At 57.8% G+C, this 19,032-nt stretch carries 17 protein-coding genes; 13 read left to right on the forward strand and 4 right to left on the reverse strand.

Going from position 1 to position 19,032, the window contains the following annotated elements; genetic code table 11:
• Positions 1-99: 99 nt before the first annotated feature.
• Complete coding sequence (locus BJI67_RS16045; RefSeq protein WP_083251034.1) at positions 100-663, reverse strand: JAB domain-containing protein; 564 nt, start codon at positions 661-663, stop codon at positions 100-102.
• A gap of 665 nt (positions 664-1,328) precedes the next feature.
• A complete protein-coding gene (locus BJI67_RS16055; protein WP_070074276.1) occupies positions 1,329-2,300 on the reverse strand; it encodes a DNA replication terminus site-binding protein in 972 nt (323 codons plus the stop codon).
• A gap of 580 nt (positions 2,301-2,880) precedes the next feature.
• Between BJI67_RS16055 and BJI67_RS16060 the strand changes: the two genes are divergently transcribed.
• Positions 2,881-3,111: a hypothetical protein gene (locus BJI67_RS16060; RefSeq protein WP_156782251.1), complete on the forward strand. Its 231-nt coding sequence runs from the start codon at positions 2,881-2,883 to the stop codon at positions 3,109-3,111.
• 259 nt (positions 3,112-3,370) lie between these two features.
• Positions 3,371-5,068 carry a methyl-accepting chemotaxis protein gene (locus BJI67_RS16065; RefSeq protein ID WP_231940962.1) on the forward strand — a complete coding sequence of 566 codons (1,698 nt, stop codon included), beginning with the start codon at positions 3,371-3,373 and terminating at the stop codon, positions 5,066-5,068.
• 173 nt (positions 5,069-5,241) lie between these two features.
• Here the strand turns inward: BJI67_RS16065 and BJI67_RS17640 are convergent, their stop codons facing one another.
• Positions 5,242-5,712: a hypothetical protein gene (locus tag BJI67_RS17640; protein WP_156782252.1), complete on the reverse strand. Its 471-nt coding sequence runs from the start codon at positions 5,710-5,712 to the stop codon at positions 5,242-5,244.
• Between the two features lie 68 nt (positions 5,713-5,780).
• On the opposite strand from BJI67_RS17640, the gene BJI67_RS16075 reads away from it, so the two are divergent.
• From BJI67_RS16075 to BJI67_RS16085, 3 genes are all read left to right on the forward strand, one after another.
• Positions 5,781-6,677, forward strand: a complete 897-nt coding sequence (locus BJI67_RS16075) for a hypothetical protein (RefSeq protein WP_197513429.1) — start codon at positions 5,781-5,783, stop codon at positions 6,675-6,677.
• A gap of 105 nt (positions 6,678-6,782) precedes the next feature.
• Positions 6,783-7,376 (forward strand): hypothetical protein, encoded by a 594-nt coding sequence (locus tag BJI67_RS16080; protein WP_156782253.1) that lies wholly within the window; start codon positions 6,783-6,785, stop codon positions 7,374-7,376.
• Between the two features lie 75 nt (positions 7,377-7,451).
• The gene (locus BJI67_RS16085; RefSeq protein ID WP_070074282.1) at positions 7,452-8,744 is read left to right on the forward strand and encodes a DUF1173 family protein; all 1,293 of its coding nucleotides are present in this window, start codon (positions 7,452-7,454) and stop codon (positions 8,742-8,744) included.
• An 85-nt stretch (positions 8,745-8,829) separates the two neighbouring features.
• Here the strand turns inward: BJI67_RS16085 and BJI67_RS16090 are convergent, their stop codons facing one another.
• Entirely contained in the window at positions 8,830-9,045 is a 216-nt protein-coding gene (locus tag BJI67_RS16090; protein WP_156782254.1) for a hypothetical protein, read from the reverse strand.
• 305 nt (positions 9,046-9,350) lie between these two features.
• On the opposite strand from BJI67_RS16090, the gene BJI67_RS16095 reads away from it, so the two are divergent.
• The 8 genes from BJI67_RS16095 to BJI67_RS16130 all read left to right on the forward strand — a co-directional run bounded on the left by BJI67_RS16095 (position 9,351) and on the right by BJI67_RS16130 (position 19,029).
• A complete protein-coding gene (locus BJI67_RS16095) occupies positions 9,351-10,034 on the forward strand; it encodes a hypothetical protein (protein WP_156782255.1) in 684 nt (227 codons plus the stop codon).
• Positions 10,031-10,402, forward strand: a complete 372-nt coding sequence (locus tag BJI67_RS16100; protein WP_070074285.1) for a hypothetical protein — start codon at positions 10,031-10,033, stop codon at positions 10,400-10,402. Before BJI67_RS16095 ends, BJI67_RS16100 begins: the two co-directional genes overlap by 4 nt.
• A gap of 89 nt (positions 10,403-10,491) precedes the next feature.
• Positions 10,492-11,436, forward strand: a complete 945-nt coding sequence (locus BJI67_RS16105) for an AAA family ATPase (protein ID WP_070074286.1) — start codon at positions 10,492-10,494, stop codon at positions 11,434-11,436.
• A 143-nt stretch (positions 11,437-11,579) separates the two neighbouring features.
• Entirely contained in the window at positions 11,580-12,035 is a 456-nt protein-coding gene (gene ssb, locus BJI67_RS16110) for a single-stranded DNA-binding protein (RefSeq protein WP_070074371.1), read from the forward strand.
• A gap of 118 nt (positions 12,036-12,153) precedes the next feature.
• Positions 12,154-13,599 (forward strand): conjugal transfer protein TraF, encoded by a 1,446-nt coding sequence (gene traF / locus BJI67_RS16115; protein WP_070074287.1) that lies wholly within the window; start codon positions 12,154-12,156, stop codon positions 13,597-13,599.
• Positions 13,596-15,299: a conjugal transfer protein TraH gene (locus BJI67_RS16120; RefSeq protein ID WP_083251037.1), complete on the forward strand. Its 1,704-nt coding sequence runs from the start codon at positions 13,596-13,598 to the stop codon at positions 15,297-15,299. Before traF ends, BJI67_RS16120 begins: the two co-directional genes overlap by 4 nt.
• A 14-nt stretch (positions 15,300-15,313) precedes the next feature.
• Positions 15,314-15,697 carry a hypothetical protein gene (locus BJI67_RS16125; protein ID WP_156782256.1) on the forward strand — a complete coding sequence of 128 codons (384 nt, stop codon included), beginning with the start codon at positions 15,314-15,316 and terminating at the stop codon, positions 15,695-15,697.
• Entirely contained in the window at positions 15,694-19,029 is a 3,336-nt protein-coding gene (locus tag BJI67_RS16130; RefSeq protein ID WP_070074290.1) for a conjugal transfer protein TraG N-terminal domain-containing protein, read from the forward strand. Before BJI67_RS16125 ends, BJI67_RS16130 begins: the two co-directional genes overlap by 4 nt.
• The last annotated feature ends 3 nt before the right edge of the window (positions 19,030-19,032 follow it).

Here is a 19,032-nt window from a genome sequence, read left to right on the forward strand (position 1 = left end):
TTCTGGCCCAGATTGAACGCGTGCTGTGGCGGGGCGTGCAGTAGCGACCGAATACCGCCAAAAAAACCGCATCGCCTGAATCAGCGATGCGGTTCGGGGTTACATGTAGCCTTGCTCGGCCAGTGAGGCCACTTCGCCGCCTCCGACGATGAAATGATCGAGCAAGCGGACGTCGATCAAAGCCAGGGCGCTTTTCAGACGGTCCGTAATGGCTCGGTCTGCTGATGACGCTGTCGTACCACCGCTAGGGTGGTTATGGTAAGCCAGTGCCGCGCAGGCTCCGTGCTCGAGTGCTTTACGCACGATCTCCCTTGGGTAAACGGCACATTGATTGATGGTGCCATAGAACATCTCCTCGACAGCGATCACGCGGTGCCGATTGGTCAGCCAAATTATCCCAAACACCTCTTGCTTGAGTCCTTGCAATCGCATGAGAGCGATATCCTTACCGAGAGCGGGTGACTCAATAAAATCAGCGTCGGCGACGCGATGCCCTCGGATATCGAGAAAGCTTTTTGCGGCTTCGATAACCTCATCCTCGGTCGCGTAAACAAACGGCTTTTCCATGATGGTCAATCTCCACGATGCCCATGCCTTGGGTTGGGTGATGGCGGAAGTGCCATCGAAGGTGTTGTCAGTCGCAGCGGTATAAGTGTTTTGCATAGTCCTCGGGTACAGGCCGAGTGGAACGTACCTGTGCGATACGAACTTTGTAGTGGGGCTTAGGTAGGCGGGTGCGCTCGCGGTTTGTGCACTTGTTTTCGGCAATGCTGAGCGACATGTGTTCGGGATCACATATGTCCTGTGCCGAGACCCCTACGGAGACTGGTATGAAGATTAGTGGAATGAAGTCTTGGCTCTTTGTAGCCAGCGCCCTCAGTCTCACGGCAGCAGGGCACGAGGCGTTCCGCATTGCTGGGGACGCTCACTTCAGCCTGTACCGATGGGGGACGCTGGTGGTCTTCACGATCATCAGTTACCTCCTGCTGAAGGGTGGTACGCGGACGAAAAAGTTGCGTTTTCGTTGCTTTAGAGTCCCGGGCTAAACTTCTATCAGGTTGAGGAGAGGTATTATGAATAGGCCATTCACATTCAATTACTTTAATTTTTTGAAGGTTGGTGTCCTGCTCCTACTGCTGTTTCTGGCCGTACCTTTTAGGTATGGCGTGTTGTCGGATGTATTGTCCGGCCTGGCCATCTTGTCGTTGGTTGGATTTTTAATCTTCGATGCTCTTCATCGGCATCGAGAGCATTAAGGCGTTATTTTGACCAAGGCCACTCGCTATGCGGGTGGCCTTTTTCGTGGGTATTCACCGCGCCGCATAGCGCTACCGCGCTTCCGGCCTGCGCCGGTAAAGACCAAAGGTCGGGCACAGCGGCTCGGATTCATACCTGGGCGTACCACGAGGACGCCGTGGGGTGCTGAGATCGAGTCTGGCGAGTTGTCGGATCTCTGGGCCTGCGGCCGCCGGATCGTGGGGGTAGAAGAGGGGCATGGCCACGGTCTTCAAGAGGCGTGTGCCGTCCACGCGGTGCACATTGGCGCGAGGCTGCGGGGTGATCTTCTCGCGGTAACCGATCAGCTCGTCTGTCGGCAGCTGAGCCAGCGTCTCGAGGGTGAGTTCGGCGGCATAGTCCCAGGCGGCCGGGTCGACATGGTCAATGGGCGGCTCGTCGCGGGCCTGGCGCACCCGCTCGATGGCCTCCTGCACGGTCATGCTCGTGCTCACGCTGGGCTGGCTCGCCCAGGTAAAGGCGACGAGCGGCGGCATCACAGGCAATATTTGAACCAGCCGATAGCACTGCACCAGGTTGATGCGCTCCTGCTTGTCCTGGTTGTCGTGGGTGGCTCGACGGATCTCGCGATTGCGGATCTGGTGCACGGGCGAGATGGCGTTTACCTTATCCTTAAAATCCTTCTTGAGTGTGTTGACCTGCTGTATCAGGGCGAGAGTTTCGGTGCTGGCCGCGAGCAGCCCGGGCAGGCGGCGCACGGCGCCGTGGTGCTGGTCGGTCGCGGCGGTGAGCGCGCACAGGATATCGGCGGCGGCCGCGCGCGCAGCCGGACCGAACAGGGGCGTGGGCTCGATGACGGTGGGCGCTTCGCTGCCGAGTACCCGGTAGGGCAGGGCGGCGCAGTACGCCGGCAGCTCGACGTCGTCGTTGCACACGCGCTCGGCCAGGCGTCCCAGCGCGGCGCGCAGGGTTCGGTAGGCCTCGATCGCGATCACGCGGGTTTCGAGGTAGTCGCTGGGTGGTTCGTCGCCGACGTGCTTGGCGGGAAGGGGGCTGCGGGCCATGTCGCTCTTCCTCCTTTGTGTGCATGAGCCTGATCTGGGAACTTGATGGATATCGCGCACAGCATACGCCGAAACCACCCACGAGTGCAGGGGTAATGATCCCATGCCCAGACCACGGCGCCGCCCCGAACCAACCCGGACAACTCCGGCGCAAAGACTGAAGGAAGATGAAAAAAGAGGGGAGAAAAGACTTAAGAAAAGTCAAAAAACAAGGAAAAGGCCCGCATAGGGGCCAGGAGCGCGTGGCGGAGGTTCGGTGAGGGTTGGTGCGGGGACCGCGACCATTACCCCTGCACTCGTTGGTGGTGGGCGATAGAGGTTCTGCGGATCGTTGGGCGTGGCTGAGGGAGAGGAAAAGGGGCCAGGATCCAAGGAATCAACAGATCCAGGTCAGCACAGGCAAGATGCCTGCAGGAGTGTCAGTACATGTTCGGACTAGGCGTGCGTTTCGTCAAGGGCGCCGCGAACCGCGGTGGGTGCCCTACACCCATCCGCATTATCCCCCCATGCCTCGGCAACACCTTCAGTGGCATTTCGCCGCAACTCGTTCCCGGTCCTGGGATACTGGAGGCAGCTGATGATGAAAGAGTACTACGCCGAGCTAGCACAATGGCTGGCTCAGGAGATCCTTAACAAGGATCTCCCCATCCGCACCAGCTACGGCCTCGCGGTCGCAGTCGGTGCCCTCCCGCCCCTGCCGTCAAGGCCGGTGCGCGAGCTCCACGTGGAAGACGGCGACGTCTTTCTCGTGGAGCGGGTGGACGGGGCACAACCCCGCGCCACCCGGTTCCGTCTCAGCGACTTTAGCTGAACGGGACAACCGACCATGACAAGCCTGCTTGTCGTGGTTTTTTCGTGTCTGCCTTATGGCCGGCTGATTGAACTCTTGGTGCGCCTCGTTGCTCATACCTGATCGGCCATGGCGCAACCTACCTGGGTCAAGCATTCGCGCACCGGTGCCGATAACGATAAATTACAAGGTGTCGATCGTCCGCACGCACTAATGGGCATCGCACCCATAAATGCGGCCGTTCAGTCGAAGCCTGGACGGACCGCGCATAAGAACCGTCTTGGAGGATGATATGAGCCTTGGACCACGCACCATCACAGCCCGCATCCTGGGCAGCATCATCGTCGCCGCGCTGTTTGCGATCGCCGCGGTCGTCGCCCCCATCTGGTTCGGGCACGTCGTTGGCCAGGATATCCAGGCCAGCCGGCAGGAGCACATGCTGCTCAATGCCCTACAACGGATGAACGCGGCGACCCTGCGCGCCGGCGTCGCGATCCGCGACAATGTTCTCAACATGAATCTCACCACGATCGGCGGCGTCGAGCCGGACGTGGCGAAGCAGTTGATGGGGGAGAGCCTCAAGGGCAAGTTCTCCAAGGCCGCGTCGCAGCACCTTGTGCATGCCCAGTCGGACTATGAAGAGGCCGTGGCGATGTCACGGGTTGATCCTCGTATTGCGACTCAGCTGAATGCGATGGGTCAGCTCTGGGAGGAAAACCGGGCGGAGTACGAAGATATCGTCAAAAAGCTCAAGTCATTCCAGTTCGCCGGCGCGATGAGCGTCCTGGTGACCCGGGCCTACCCCTTGTCCGAAAAGATCGACGACCAACTGTCCCAACTGAACTCGATGGCACAGCAGGATGTCAGCAAGGCCAGCCGACGAGTAGCCCATGACATGCGCCTTTCCAATATCGTCAGCCTGAGCTTGCTGGCGCTCGCGCTCATCGTTGGCTCGGCCCTCGTCACCACCGCGGTCATGAGCATGCGGACCCGGCTGCGTAGCACGGTCGAGACGATGGAGGATATCGCCCAGGGCGAGGGCGACCTGACCCGGCGCATGGCCTCACAAGGCCGCGATGAGCTCGATCATCTGGCGGATGCCTTCAACAAGTTCGTCGCGCGCATCCAGAATGTGGTCAGCCAGGTCGCCGGGTCGACTGCCCAGCTGGCAGCGGCTGCCGAGGAGCTGTCGGCCACCAGCGAGGAAACCGGGCGTCACGTTATCAACCAGCAATCCGAAACTGACCAGGTGGCCACGGCCATCAACGAGATGTCAGCCACCGTGCAGGAAGTGGCTCGAAACGCCAGCGACGCGTCACGGGCAGCTCAGGAAGCGGACCATGCCACGAAAGAGGGCCGACAGGTGGTCGAGCACTCGATCGGCAGCATCCAGCAAGTCGCCGGCGAGGTGGAGCAGGCCGCCGAGGTCATTCGCACCGTAGAGCGGGACAGCGTAGAGATCGGGCGGGTCCTCGAGGTGATCAACGGCATCTCCGAACAAACCAACCTCCTCGCGCTCAATGCTGCGATCGAAGCCGCCAGGGCCGGCGAGCAGGGCAGAGGGTTTGCTGTGGTTGCAGATGAGGTCAGGACGCTGGCGAAACGCACCCAGGATTCGACCGAAGAGATCCGCGCGATGATCGAGCGCCTGCAGGGCGGTTCCAAGCAGGCCGTGGCCGCTATGGATTCCGGCCACAAGCGCGCTCAGGCCAGTGTGGACCAGGCACAGGCTGCGGGCGTCTCATTGAACACGATTGCTCAGGCCGTCACGAAGATCAACGACATGAATGCATTGATCGCGAGCGCTGCAGAGGAGCAGTCGTCCGTGGCCGAGGAAATCAACCGCAACGTCACCAACATCAGTCAGGGAACGCAGCAGACGGCTGCAGGCGCGCAGCAGACAACCACCGCTAGCGAAGACCTCGCCCGGCTCTCGGCCGAGCTGCAGACGCTGGTCAATCAGTTCAGGATTCAGTGAGCGGTGGGATGTGGAGCGCAAAAAAAGACCGGCAAAGCTGCCGGTCTTTTTGTTTTGATGTATCAGTGAGGGTGATGCGTACCCTGCTTTTGTTGGGCACGCTTCTCCAGGTAGTGGTTGATTTTTGGAGCAACCCAATTAAGGATCAGCACAAGAAAGGACCTAGAATCTGGCTAAGGTTTTTTGCTTTTGCCTCTTGGTTTTGCCTTTTCTGCTTCTCTCTCCGCCTTTCTCGCCGCCGCCCGCGCACGGATTGGGGCCCGGATGACATCCAGCTCATCCTTGAGCGCCTGCTGGATCGAATCAACCTCATTGTGTACGCGCCAGTGCCGAAATCCCCAAAGTCTCATCTGGGTTTCCACGCGTGTCAGATCGGTCCATTCGCGCACGTGGTTGCGCTGAGAGCACACCTTTCGGGGTTGCCCGTCGACCTCGAGCTCAATGGTCCATGCGTTTGGGTGCTTGGTCAAATCCGCGTAACGGCCGGGCGCCATCGATCTATTGACCCTGCGGACCACAGGAACCACGCCAGCGGCGAGTAACTTGCGCAACCGCGGATCTGTCAGATAAATGCCGTCTCCGGGTGGGTTACGGTGTTTCAGTGGTGATTTCTTGTCGGGCATACTGGCTTCATCATGGTTCATTATGTGGTGGTTCGGGCCCATTTAGGCTATCATACTGCTACATGTTGAGGCATCTGGAGGGTTTATTCATGGCCGACGTCGAGTCGTTGTCCCTCGAGCAGTTCAACTGGTATATCGGGTTGGCAGGGTTCAAGGAAATTTCCCAGGCGCAACTCGATCACGCCCGCGCACTCACCCAGCCCGAGCGGCTGGATGAGGCGGCGCTGAAGGCCAGTGACAGCACAAACGCCAAGACCTACATGAAGCGCGTGATGGAAGCGATCGGTGTCCGCTTGCAGGCTGGGGTACCACCAGCGGCTGCGCCTTCCTCAAAGCCGGCTCAAGCTCGGCCCTCACAGCAGCCGGTTGAGCGCGCCACGACCGCAGTCGTGCCGCCGCCTGTGTCTACCGGCGCGCCGTGCCGCACAGAGTCTCCTACGGAACCTGACGCGCCGCTCTCTACCTCGGCCGACGAGGGTCGCAAGGAGTATGGTCTGTCGATGCACGTCTATGGCGGCAGTGCTGCGTTGTGCTTCGAGGAAGATGAGACGCGCGGGAGCGAACGCAAGGACGGCGTTGCGACGCTGCAGATCCATGCAGCGAAGGCCACTGGCGTGCGCCAGTACAACTGGACGAACAAAATCATCATTCAGCTTACGCGCAACGAGTTGCCGATTGTCGCTGCGATATTCCTTGGCCTGATGAAAGCCTGCGAGTTCAAAAGCCACGGGCCCGACAAGGACAAGGGCTTTTCGATCGACCACCAGGTCGAAAAGATCTTCATCAAGGTTTGGCGCAAAGGGATGAGTTGCGCGGTACCGGTTGAGCTACCAGATGCTTACCACGTCAGTACGCTGCTGATGCGACAATTGCAGAAGAATGCGCCCTGGCTCAGCGCGGGCGAGGTCATGTCGCTCTTGCGGGGCACCGTGGCCAATCAGACCGAGAAACCCACGCCTGGCGGACCGGTTCGGGTCGCGCAATAACTGCCCGATATGAGAAGTACTGGCGTCAACGCGGATGCGTAGCAAGCATGCCGAACCGTGCATGCAAGAAAGTTGGGCGGAATACCCAAGGAGGTAGCGAATTCCATGAGCGCGACAAATCCGGGGTACGGCAACACCCACTGGACACCAGCCCGTATTCGGAAGAACCGGAGACGGCTAAAAAGAATCGGCGCCTTGTGTGGCCTGCTGGCTCGTCGGGCCGAACACCATGCAAGGATCAAAATGAAAAACCCCTTGGCGACTTTCTCGCTCGGTGCGCTGAATAAAGCAGCGGCCCTAGAAAGTACATATTTGACCGCGCTTATCTTGGGATTCTCCACGCTAGTGATAGGTCTGGCGATCATGGCAATTTATGATCCCAGCCTGTACCTGAAAGTTCTTGCATTTGCTCATTATTCACCTGGTCACCGTCTTACTGCTCTCCTGGTGCTGCCGGCCACCTTCGTAACCGCCGCACTGTTAGGTTCTTTATTCTTCCTGCCACTCCTTATCTATTTTCGGTGGAGCTGGCAGAGTCTGGACGAACGGTTGATTAGAGCCCTGGACCATTACGACGCCATCGACGCGCTGGGCCACAAGAACATCAAATCCAGCGTTGTTTCAGGGAAATTCAAACCCGATGTAATTTTGCGCTGGGTGATTTCGGAGGACCTGGCCCTAAAGCGTATCCGAATTTAGTGGTAATCTGCACTAGACGTAACCTGCACGCGTCGTGAATGCTAATGGCCGAGACATAACTCCTATGTGAACTCGATGGACGTTATCCCGCATTCGATCCAGATAAAGTACGGCGACGAGATCAAGGTCTATCGACCTGACGTGCAGATCGAGCTGGATAATCAAGGGAAGTGGCAGCCTCTCCTGTTGCGCGCCCGCGCTGCCAAGGCAGAAATTCACTGCCTGTGCCGAGGCCGCGGTGAACGACGTTTATCGCCCCAGCGCGTAGGCGACTCAGATCGCTGTCACCTTCGCCGTTACCCAGGCACAGGTGAACACCACGCACTCGATTGCCGTCACTACGGGGCTCGGGCCGAAAGTAATGGCCGTGGCAGCTATGAAAAGGGCGTGATCAAGGACGAGAAAGACGGACGCGTGAGCGTGCGTCTTGGTAATGGCCTGACGCCAAGGGAACCCCGTACGGACATTAGCGCCACGGGTGTACAAAAATCCAACCACGCTATGCAGCCCCGTCGACCACAGCAACCCCAGATGTCGTTGCTCGGTCTGCTCCACCTTCTATGGGAACGTGCCCGGCTCAATCACTGGTACCCCACCTGGAAACACCGTAGCGTCGATGCGCTCAACTACTGGCTAAGGTCCGCCGCGGCGGAAATCACGGTGAGTCGCATGACGCTCGGCGACGTCCTTTTGCTGGGAACACGCCAAGACCACGGGGAAGAAGCCAACCGGCAAGTCTGTAATCGCGCACGCCGCGAGCGACGCCGCATTATCGTGATTGCACCTCTGGCTGGGTTCACCGAGGAACGCGCGGCCTGTGAGGATGGGGTTATCCCGCTGAAGTTCTTTTCTGGCATCCCGCCCCTACAGGTTAAGCCTGAGTACTGGCGTCATATCATCCAGAGATTCCCGGCTGCGATGGCCGCTTGGAAAGCAGGTGGGAACCTCGATGTTGTGGCGATCGCCCTGGTCGATACCCCGCAGTGGCTACCCTCACAAAAACGGGTCGTTTCACACGTGCTGGACCTGGCGCTGATGCCAGTATCCGTTCAATGGATACCCGTCGATTCAAGGCATGAGGCCCACGTCGTCGAGGAGCTCGTGCACCAGCACCGCGCTTTTAGAAAACCACTGCGTTATGACGCGCACGCCGATACCGTGCTGCCTGATTTCGAACTCATAGACACCGGAAACACGGCCGCACCGATGGAGGTGTTTGGTCGGACGGACGAGGCTTACATGGCCCGCAAGGCGGAGAAAGTGGATTACTACAATCGGATCTATGGCGTGAATGAATGGTGGTGCTGGGACGCCGCGAGTTCGCCCAGTCCTACAACAATGCCGACTTTCCCGGCGAAAGGCGGTTAGCGACGACACGGTTCGCTTGCCACTAAAAAAGCCTGGAGTAATCCTCCAGGCTTTTGTGTGAAGCAGTGCAGCTACAGTGACGAACTTAATTGTTCGATAACCGCGCTCGGTCGGCTTCGCTAAGGTATGTGAAGACAACATCCTTGGCGAAGTTGCGTTCGACTTCGTGAACGCTTAATCCGTACAATCTAGCTTCGGCCCGGAAGAACTTGTCGTCAACGCCCGCAATACTGGCGCCGTCGACATAGCCATCAGGCCTGACCGAGATTAAAGTACGGTGTGATGTCAGTTGCGCGCTCATGCTCTCCCACTTGCCCGACACAGGGCTGGTATGCAGCAATATTGTCTGCAACGGTATTGCTGAACGAGAGAGGTTAAAGCAGTGCCGCCGGCATTTGCGAGTTCACGAATAGTATAATACCATCCGGTCATATATTCGTTTTCCCACCACGGGGGACGTGCCGTGGGGCTAAGCCGGTCGAGGCCCATATCACCGGCAGCCGAGCAGGTCGCATGCACCGTTATGGAAGTGCACTCCGGCGACCGGGCGAGGCATCATTATCGATCGCAGCGGTCATGGCTACTGCGGTTCAAGGAGAGCGACAGATGACAGAAGAAACCCAAGCCCCTTTCCTGTTTCTGTTACACGGTGACGGCATGGCGGCAGGGGAGATTCACCACGCTCTTGCACTCCTCAACTCACGGCCGGGCTCCAGGCTGGTTGTGGCGACCGCGCCAGGCTCTGCTGCATTTCATGTCTGCACCAAGGCCAAAGACTCCGGTCAAGACGTTCGCTTGGTCGACTATATCCACTCGGAAGTACGAGGCCAGGTCAGAGAGGCCTTCGTGTTTGAACTCGGCCGCTTGTTGAACAATCCCACATATCGCCAACACGTCTGGGTGATCTTTTCGCGACGGCCAGAAGTGCGCGCAATGGCGGATGTCATAGCGTCTAACGGTATCGAGCGTGTTGTGGCCTTCGCGGAGCCAACCACGGACGCACTCGAGGCATTGAGTGGCGACGACGAGCAATCTGCGGTTACGCACATCCTGCTGGGCCTTTTCTGGTCGAACTACCGCCAGCGAAACGGCGACCTGCATATTGGCGATTTCGCATTTCTGGCACAGAAGGCTATCCCTTCGCTGGGCAATCCGCTCGAGCGACGTCGTCTGTTTGGCTCCAAGCGCTTCAACTCAATCGCACAGCGTATCGGCCTATCCGTCTCGCACGGAGGGCAGCTGCACCCTCAGGGTGAAACTGGCGAGAGTAGTGGTGTCGCCGCCGGATGACCGCCAAGGTCATACCGTTTCCTCAACCCGCCATGCCGGCGGATGACCACGATTGGGTCGGCGACATCCACCCGGGCACCCGGATAGTCGCGCGTGGCAGTGGCGGTGAGTTCCGCAAGGGCGAAGTCGGTTGTTGCGTCTCGATCGTGGGCTCGCTGCACGGGAGCGCAGCGTTCCACCAGTACGCTATCGTGTTCGCCGGGGGCGGCTGCGACCTGCTGTACCCCTGGGAGGTCGCGTTGATGTTCGACCTGGACCGATACCCTGCCGCCCATTTTGTGCATCACGCGTTCGTGGATCTGCCTTCTCTTCGAGAGGCGCATCGAGCTGGCCGTTTCACGTCGGCATTTAAGATCCCTCGCACTTAAGCCCTGCTTGTACTCCTGTGTCATGCAATGACTGTTGAGCGATTCCGCTCGACCGACCGGAGGTTTGTTCCGGCATCAGGAGAGCTTGCATGACTATCAGTATCGAGCCTACGCGGCGTCTAATTCCGCTGACGGTGTTTGGACTCAATGCAAAAAAAGATTTTCCGGGCCTCAATCCTGGTGAGTTCACACCCGCTGCCACCGACCACTACTTATTCCGGGAAGACCTCCTGTTTCTCGGGATGTCTTGGCTAGAAGGCAGTGGGCCGAAAGGGAAGAACCTCTCCCTGTACGGTCCGCAGGGTGCCGGAAAATCAAGCTTCGTCTTCGAGCTGGCGGCGAAGGCGGGTTGGGAGGTGTTTCACTTCTCCGCAGGTGGTTCTGCCGAATCCGGCGGACTGGTCGGCAAAGTTACCCTGGACAAAGGCGATATGAAGTTCGATCCAGGTCCACTCCTCCTAGCTGCGGCTCGTGGCGGCATCCTCTTGATTGATGAGGTCGACCTACTCTCGCCGGATGAGGCCGCGGCTTTGAATGCGGTCCTCGACGATCGGCCGATTCCGGTTCCAGATGGCGTTGGTATCAAGGAGAAATATCTCAGGCCTCGGCCTGAGTTCCGCATTGCGGTCACCAGTAACACGGGTGGTATCGGCGATCGAAACCGCCAGTTTGCCGGCGCGAAGAAACAGCACGGTGGTTTTCTTGACCGCTTCCGTTCTGCACGGATTGGCTATCTCTCTGAAACTGAGGAGTTGTCCATCTTGAATGGCGTCTGTCCGAGCCTGGATCCCACGGTAGCAAAATCCATGGTCAAGGTTGCCGCTGAAGTACGCCGGCAGTTCGAGGCCGCGGAGATAGGAGTGACCTACTCGACGCGGTCACTCCACCAGTGGAGCAACGACTTCCTGAAGTTAGGCGGCTCGTCGCTCAAGAAACCTTTATCCACCACGTTCAGGTGGTCATTGCCCGTCTGCTCGGTTGAGGACGCGACCGCTGTCGATAACGTCCTCGCTCTGCATCTGGGTTCCGCGTAACACCACGTACCCGCCTTGGCGCTTTTGCCTTGGCGGGCTTTTCATGATCCATGCCTTATCTCACCGCGCCCTGCAATGCCATTACGGGCGATTGCGAGGCGACCCGTATCAATCATTCTGACCTCGCGCATAGGAGCCAATACATGTCCAGTCTCAACAAGGTACAGCTGATCGGTCACCTCGGGGGTGACCCCGAAGTACGTTACATGCCTAACGGTGGCGCCGTCACCAACATTACAGTGGCCACTACTGACAGGTGGAAGGACAAGGAATCCGGTGATTCGAAAGAGCGCACTGAGTGGCATCGGGTCTGTTTCTTCAACCGCCTGGCCGAAATTGCCGGTGAGCACTTGAAAAAAGGCTCACAGGTCTACGTGGAAGGTAGCCTGCGGACACGCAAATGGCAGGGCCAGGACGGGCAGGATCGCTACACGACTGAAATCATTGCGTCCGAACTTAAGATGTTGGGAGGTAAGCCACAAGGAAATAGCGCGGGAAGGACGGCGTCGCAAGGTAAGCAAGCCGAGTCTGCGCAATCGCGCCAACCAGTCCCGGCTGGTGATGATGGCGACCCGTTTAATGATTTGCCGCCGTTTTGAGAAAATCCCAAACCCTTACATCCATTGATGTGAGGGTTTTTTGCGTCCTGGGCGTGGACTGTCGACGCAATGGTATAATACCATTCTTGCATATAATACCATTGCTACAGGTCACCTTATGCGTGGCAGCAGTCATTACCTGATCGCACTTGGTTCCGGCCTCGGTGCCGCAGCCGCCATCGCATCGACCGCAGGTCTGCCTGATAGCGTTGCTCTTCTACTTGGATGCTTGGCCGGGGCGCGGTCGCCCGATCATCTGGAGGGTGAGCTCTTGGGTATGCGCCTCATTCCACACCGTACGATCACGCACTGGCTTCCACTCTGGTTACTCCTTGCTGGCTTTAGCGCCTGGCTCGCCGTGCGCTTCTCCTTACCCGGCTATGTGGTGCTGGGCTATGCGCTGGGTGGTCTGCTTCACGTCATTGCCGACCTGCTGACCCCCATGGGCGTACCGATCCTTACCCCGGTCCGGAGACACTCCCTACGCCTGGTTCGCGGCGCCGGCGGCGAATTGATGGTGGTAGGGCTGGCGCTGGCCGTCGGTTTGCTGGCCTGGGTGCCGGCAGCCCACGCAGGTCCGACCGTAGGCTCTCCCGCAAGTAACGCCCTGCTTGACGCCCAGCTGCTCGGAGCACAAGCGGCCAAGCGTTGCGACTCACCCGGCGAATGTGGTTGGTGGTGGGGGTTTGATAGCCCGGTGCGGGCGAAGCCCAAACCTACGCCCCCTGCCGTGCCTTCCGCGGCACAGGCGCAGACAGCTCAGGAAGAGGCCTGCCATCACGCAAAGAGCTGGAGCCTCGGCTGCGGGTTTGTAAACCCACATGGCAGCTTCGCGCTGCAGGCAAAAGAACGCGACGCCTTGCGCGAGGCAGCGGTCATGAACCCGGGCGATCAGAACGCCGTTTACCAGTTTCAGAAGTACATGCGGTGGATGACCAACGAGGCCATCCTGTTCACGCAGATGTGGACGTACAACATGCAACAGTTTCCCTCGCTCAATCCTTCAGTGACTGCGCCGCTGTCTGCGTTTGGTCTGCGCATGGCGTCCGAAGCGCAGCACACACACAACAATGTGGTCTGGCACGTCCTGCACAAGATGCACGCGTTCTTTGTCTACTTTTCGCGCTCCGACTGCACGTACTGCCATGCCATGGCGCCCACGGTGCAGCGGGTTGCCCGTCATACAGGGCTGCCGATCTGGGACGCCTCACTCGATGGTGAGTGCCTGCCAGGCTTCAAACACTGCGGCACTGCCCCAGAGACCATTGCGCCGGCCGAACGCCTGCGCGTGAGGATCGTGCCTACGCTTTTCATCTATGTCCCCACGACCAAGTCCTGGTTGCGTGTATCGACGGGGATCAGCTCTGAAACAACGATCGAATCACGTACGCGGCAATTCTTTGAGGCCGCGGAAACGGCCGCCAAGGCTGGCCTCGAAAAGTCCGTGGGCGGCACGACGCCCGTGGATTTCAAGCGACAAACGATCAGTGGAGCCGAAGTCATGAAACTGGCTCAGGAGAAAGGGCTTGCTGACGGCGTACAAAGTGGAGGAGCGGGGCAATGAGGCGGGTTGTATTAAGAGTTGCGGCGGCGTTTTTATCACTTGCTCTGTGTAGTCAGCAAGTACACGCATCCGGTGAGCTGACCAACGCGTTCAATACCTTGTTGGGCGGAACATCGAGCTCTACGACAACAGGCGGCGTTTTTTCCGGGAAAATGTATACCACCATCACCGGCGGTTCTTACCGGCTGAATTTTTCACCCCAGCACACCGTCAATCTATTCAGCTTCGTCCCGCCTTCGTTAAATGTAGGTTGCTCTGGCATCAGTGCATTCAGTGGTGCTTTGAGCTTCGTGAATGGTCAGCAGATACAAGCAGTCCTCCAACAAATTTCACAAGGCGTTGTTGCGGGACTGTTCCTGGCGGCTGTGGGTTCGCTGTGCCCGCAGTGTGAGCAGTGGATTACCAAGATCGAGGACTGGTTACAGAAGGCTAGCGCCCTGGCAATCAACGGATGCCATATGGGGATGGCGATCGCGCAGGATATGGCGAATACGGCGCTGTCCGCCACCAACAATAAATGCATCAATCTGGCCGCGGCCACCAACAACAGCACGGACGTGTTTGCCGCACAGCAAACAACCTGCAACGGCGGATCGGCAACAGCGACCTACCTCAAGAATGTGTGGAGCAACGCCTTTGGCACCGGCAGTGGTTCGACGTCGCCGACGACAGCGAATGAATGCGTGGCCATGCAGAGCGTCTACGGCTCCGGGAACACGACCTGGGCTCTCCTGAATAACGTGAGTGCCTGGCAGGACGAGCCCTACCTTTCGATTCTGCTGATGTCGTACATGGGCACCAGCAGCTGGAATAAGGCCACGACGACCAATCCCAGTGGCGTATACGGATTTCATGAGCCGACCATCAATGCGGACCAGCTGGTGCACGTCTTTATGTGCGGCACGGATCCTTCTAGCTGGACTACGCCGACCTATATAGCCAGCCTGGGCGGCTCCTCGGGCGCCCAGATGTATTCCGTATTGACGGGCATTCAAAACGCCTGCAACAAGCAATACGGCACAGGCACGACCGGCGGTGGACTGCAGTTACTTTACTGCGCAACCGACACAGGGCAGATAAACCAGACGTCTGCGTATCTACCTGAATGTGCCCCTGGCCAGACCACGGGTTGTACAACGGCTGGTACTCAAAGTTATTCGGGATGCGCCAACGTGAAAGCTTGGCCACTGAGTAACCTGGACAGCATCGCATTTTCAAATACACCCGTAATCGGCACCACGGGGTTTGAGTACGACGTGCTCAATACGCTGGCCGAAGGGGTCTACGACATAAAAAACGACCTGCCTATTGCCAAATCGGTTATCCAGCTCATCAATATCTCGCCGTTCCCGCTCTACAAGGCGCTGAATATCGCAGCGGTGTATCCATCGGTGTCCGCTCAGATTATTTCGGACAACGCTGAGGCCCTTGGGACCATCCTGGCGCTCGCATACTTGCGCCATATTCTGACCACCATGTCCAAGGGCAGTGACGGCAAAACCTTGTGTATACCAAGAGGCTTATATCGAGCGTTCAGTAAGTCCGAGCGCGAGCTTCACGTCACGATTCAACAAAATTTCAAGAACGTCGATCAGCTTTACCAGCACGAGGAACAGATCATCCAGAGTGTGAAGCAAGTCAACCAAGCCATTCTGCAGCGCGTTTATGCCCAAGGGCTGATGAGCGCCTCATACCGATGAAAGGGGGGCAGTTTATGAGCGAGCAGCAGCAAGAACCCGACGCCACACCGTACATCACGACGTTGGTGAGAGCGCTATTCCCGCACAAATGGCTGAACCAGGGTCGACCTCTGTTGGGCTGGAAATGGGTACGTTTTAACGATCGGTCTGAGCAACAGAGATGGCTTAGCACGTACCGATTCGAGATCGCCATGACCTGGCTTTCGGTCCTTCTGGCGATCTTTTGGGTCATCGTGCACGCAAAGGCGGTTTCACCGCTCGCTGCGGCCATGGCCGAATCGCTCAGCGGCTTCTGGGTTCTGTACGGGCTTGTTTTGATGCGTGCCATGCGCTGGGCTGCGCCTGGCCTGCCTGCACCGAAATCACGTAGCGAAAAAAAACGGAGCAAGCGTCGATGAAAACCTTATCGAGACTTATCCGATGGACTCTGGGCCTATTGATCGGTGCTGTGGCTCTCCTGCCTATCGTAGTTTTTGCCGCCACCAATGTGCCGGGACCTACTTCGACAGGACCCGGCCAATCCGTCTGGACGCTGTATACCATCGGCGCAGGACCGGCACTCTACGGGTTGCTCAACTCGATTCAGGTCATGGTGACGCAGCAGGGCTACCAGGACCTGTTGCTGTTCGTAGCCGTGGTCGGTTTTCTGGTCAACGCCACCTCTTCGATGATTCGAGGACAGGCGCACCGTATCGCGGGCTCGGTGCTATTGATCGCGTTCGTCAGTTACATGGCCTACGACATCACGATCGATGTCCAGATCGACGACCAGGCTTCGAACTATGTGAACGTCGTGCAGAACGTGCCGGCGATCGTTGGCTTGCCTGCGGTCATGATTTCGGAGATCGGCTACTTCTTGGAGCAGGAAACTGAGCAGGATTTCACGCTGCCTGGGTTTAGTGCGCTCGAGCTCTCCAATGGCGGTCTGTTCAACATGTCTGCGGCCGTGGTCAACGCACTCAATACCCCGGTGATCAACGACATCCCGCTGCGCAGCACATTCAACGACTACTTCAACGATTGTGTGGTGCCGGCGATCGCCAACCACACGATTCTGCCGCAGGACATAGGTCTGGCTTCCCCGGGATCCACCACCTATCCGCCTTTAATTACTGCACTCGGTGCGGCGGATTCGCAGGCCTTGCTGACTCGAGATTATTTGGCGACACCGTCACCGTCCAATGTGACCTGTTATACGGCTTACAACGACATCAAGACCGCGATCAACAACGATTACCCCAATATCCTGACGCAAACAATGGGGCAGGCGTATCAGGTCTACGGTGCAAGCGGTGCTGCAGCAACGCTGTACTCAAGCGCCATTACCAACGGGTTCAACTGGCTCACTAACAATACGGGTTCCCCATCGGCACAGTCATTGGTCATTCAGTCGGCCATGATGGATCTGACGCGAGGTGGGTTTGCCTATTCGGCCGCGCAGACAGGCGGTTCTCCTATCGTCAACTCGGTGAACCTGCAGGAAGCCTACCGACAGCAGCAGTCCTCCTGGTGGGCCGCCAGCCAGTTGTTCGCCAAGATCGGACCGATGTTCTACGTGGTGCTGTACGCCTTCGTGGTTGGCCTCGCACCCTTCATCATCATCGGTATGTTCATTCCGCGGCTCGGCGGCATGATGGCCATGTCGTATTTCCAGATCCTGGTCTGGCTCGCCCTCTGGCAACCCGCGTTCTCGATCCTCAACTACATCATGGCCCTCTTCGAGCAGAATTCGAGTACCGAAGTCATGACGAACATGGGGACATGGTCGATCGAGTCGCACACGGTACTTAACCAGGCAGCGAACAATTACATTCTGGTAGCGGGTTTTCTGGCTACGCTGACGCCCATGATTCTGTTCTCACTGGTGAAGTCAGGGTCGATGGCGTTTACCGGCTTTCTGGAAGCGGCCTCGTCCAAGAGTGCTGCTGTTCAGGCCGGCAACAGCATGGCCAGCGGCAACCTGTCTTTGGGGCAGGAGTCGATCGACAACACCAGCATGAATAAGTACGACATCACGCGGAGTGCTGCTTTTGGTAGCAGCGGGGTTGTCGCGAATGAGGGCTTCGGTGCCGATGTCGTCAAACAGGATTTCAGTGGCGCTATGGCCATGGAAGGAAATGTCGGCCTGGGTGGCGTCACAAGGACGACGCAGACGACTGCAGGTAATAGAGAGGAATCGTCGCTGTCAGCTCAATCACTGACGAGTGACTATTCGAGAATTAATGGTGGCCTGGCATTGATGAGTCAGGCCCTGCATAACTGGCGGGATGGCACGACAGGTCGGCAAACGGCAGATGGTGTTCTTCAGTACGGCCAGTCAGCCAGTGACCAACAAGAATACCGAAGACTCAGGCAACTTGCGCATACGGCAGAGGCGACAACTCAAGCAAGCACAGGGTCGAGCAATAGCGTTCAGACCGGGATTTCAGCTCATGCGGGTATTAGTGCTGGTGGTAGTGGAGGGAGCGGTCCAAGCGCCGGCGTAGGCGCTAATGTCGGAGCGCAAAGTACTGATACAGCGAGCCAGGGTCATGGCGACGGGCTCAAGACTAGTACAAATACCCATGTGGGTGCCGGACACACGACGGCTACTCAGCAAAGGGCTGAAAAACTAGGTAGAGCGTCCGAAGCTTATGCGAAGGCCGTAGAAGCGTTCCACCAATATGGGCTTATCAGTGACAATCAGTATCAAGACATGATGGGCCAGGTGAAGCAGTATGACCGCACCGCTCGGGCCGGTGAAACGGACACCTTTGGTGTGTCTGCTACGACAACGACTACCAGCCATACCCCAGATGACGCTGCTGAGTACAAGCAAGCTGATGCCTTCTCTAAAAAGGACTTGAATCGTTTAGCTAGCGAGCAAAGTCGGCTCGCTGCATATTCTACGGGTAACGGGTATTTGGAAACTGATGTACCAGGAGCGCTGCAGGGCGACAGGCAAAGTGCCAGTCATATGAATTTGCCAGCCAATATCCAGCGCGACGAAGCCATCATGCAACACGATGCGGGCCAAAGTCTGACACCCTCTGAAAGCGCCGCCGAGCTTAAGGCAATGGCAGAAGTCGGGCGATATCAGGGTTTCATGAATGACCAGAAGGCCATACTGGGCAATGGTGATAGAGATGTCGATTTCGTGGGCAACAATAACGTTGCCAATACCATTGGGAACAAGGATTTGAAAGCGGGTGATGCCACTGGACTGTTCGGGCATGTTGAAAATATGTTTGAGGGCATTCCACACCCCGGGACCAGTGAAGGCCTTGATGGACAGACCGGCAACCCTCGGACGCTATCAACACCCTTCGGAGAAATCGCGAAATTGAACATGAGCGATCCTGGTATGGAAGGACAATTCAGCTCGCACCCGATTCCCGGGATGCAGGTGGTCGGGATATTCCAGCCGAAAGGTTCATCGGATTGGCAAGCGCTCTACCAGCGAGAGGGGAGCAATACAGCACTAGGTGGCGCGAGAACGTATTACACGGTGGGTAATGATGGCGCGATGACCTCCATATCTGAGCGCTCCGTGAAAGAACCCACTGGAACGCAACGCCAATTTTTTGTGCAAACCCTCAGTGCGCAGGAAAATTGGGGTAGTGAAACGAGCATGGTGAGAAACGCTACTAACGGCATGGCCGAAGCAAGTGGTAGTATTACGCCCACCTATAGTTCACAGCGTTACACGCTTAGCAAAGACGGCACCGTGTTTGCCGCAGGCAGCAACTAGGAG

Origin of the sequence: Acidihalobacter aeolianus, assembly GCF_001753165.1 — a bacterium.
In the GTDB taxonomy this organism is placed as follows: Bacteria; Pseudomonadota; Gammaproteobacteria; order DSM-5130; family Acidihalobacteraceae; genus Acidihalobacter; species Acidihalobacter aeolianus.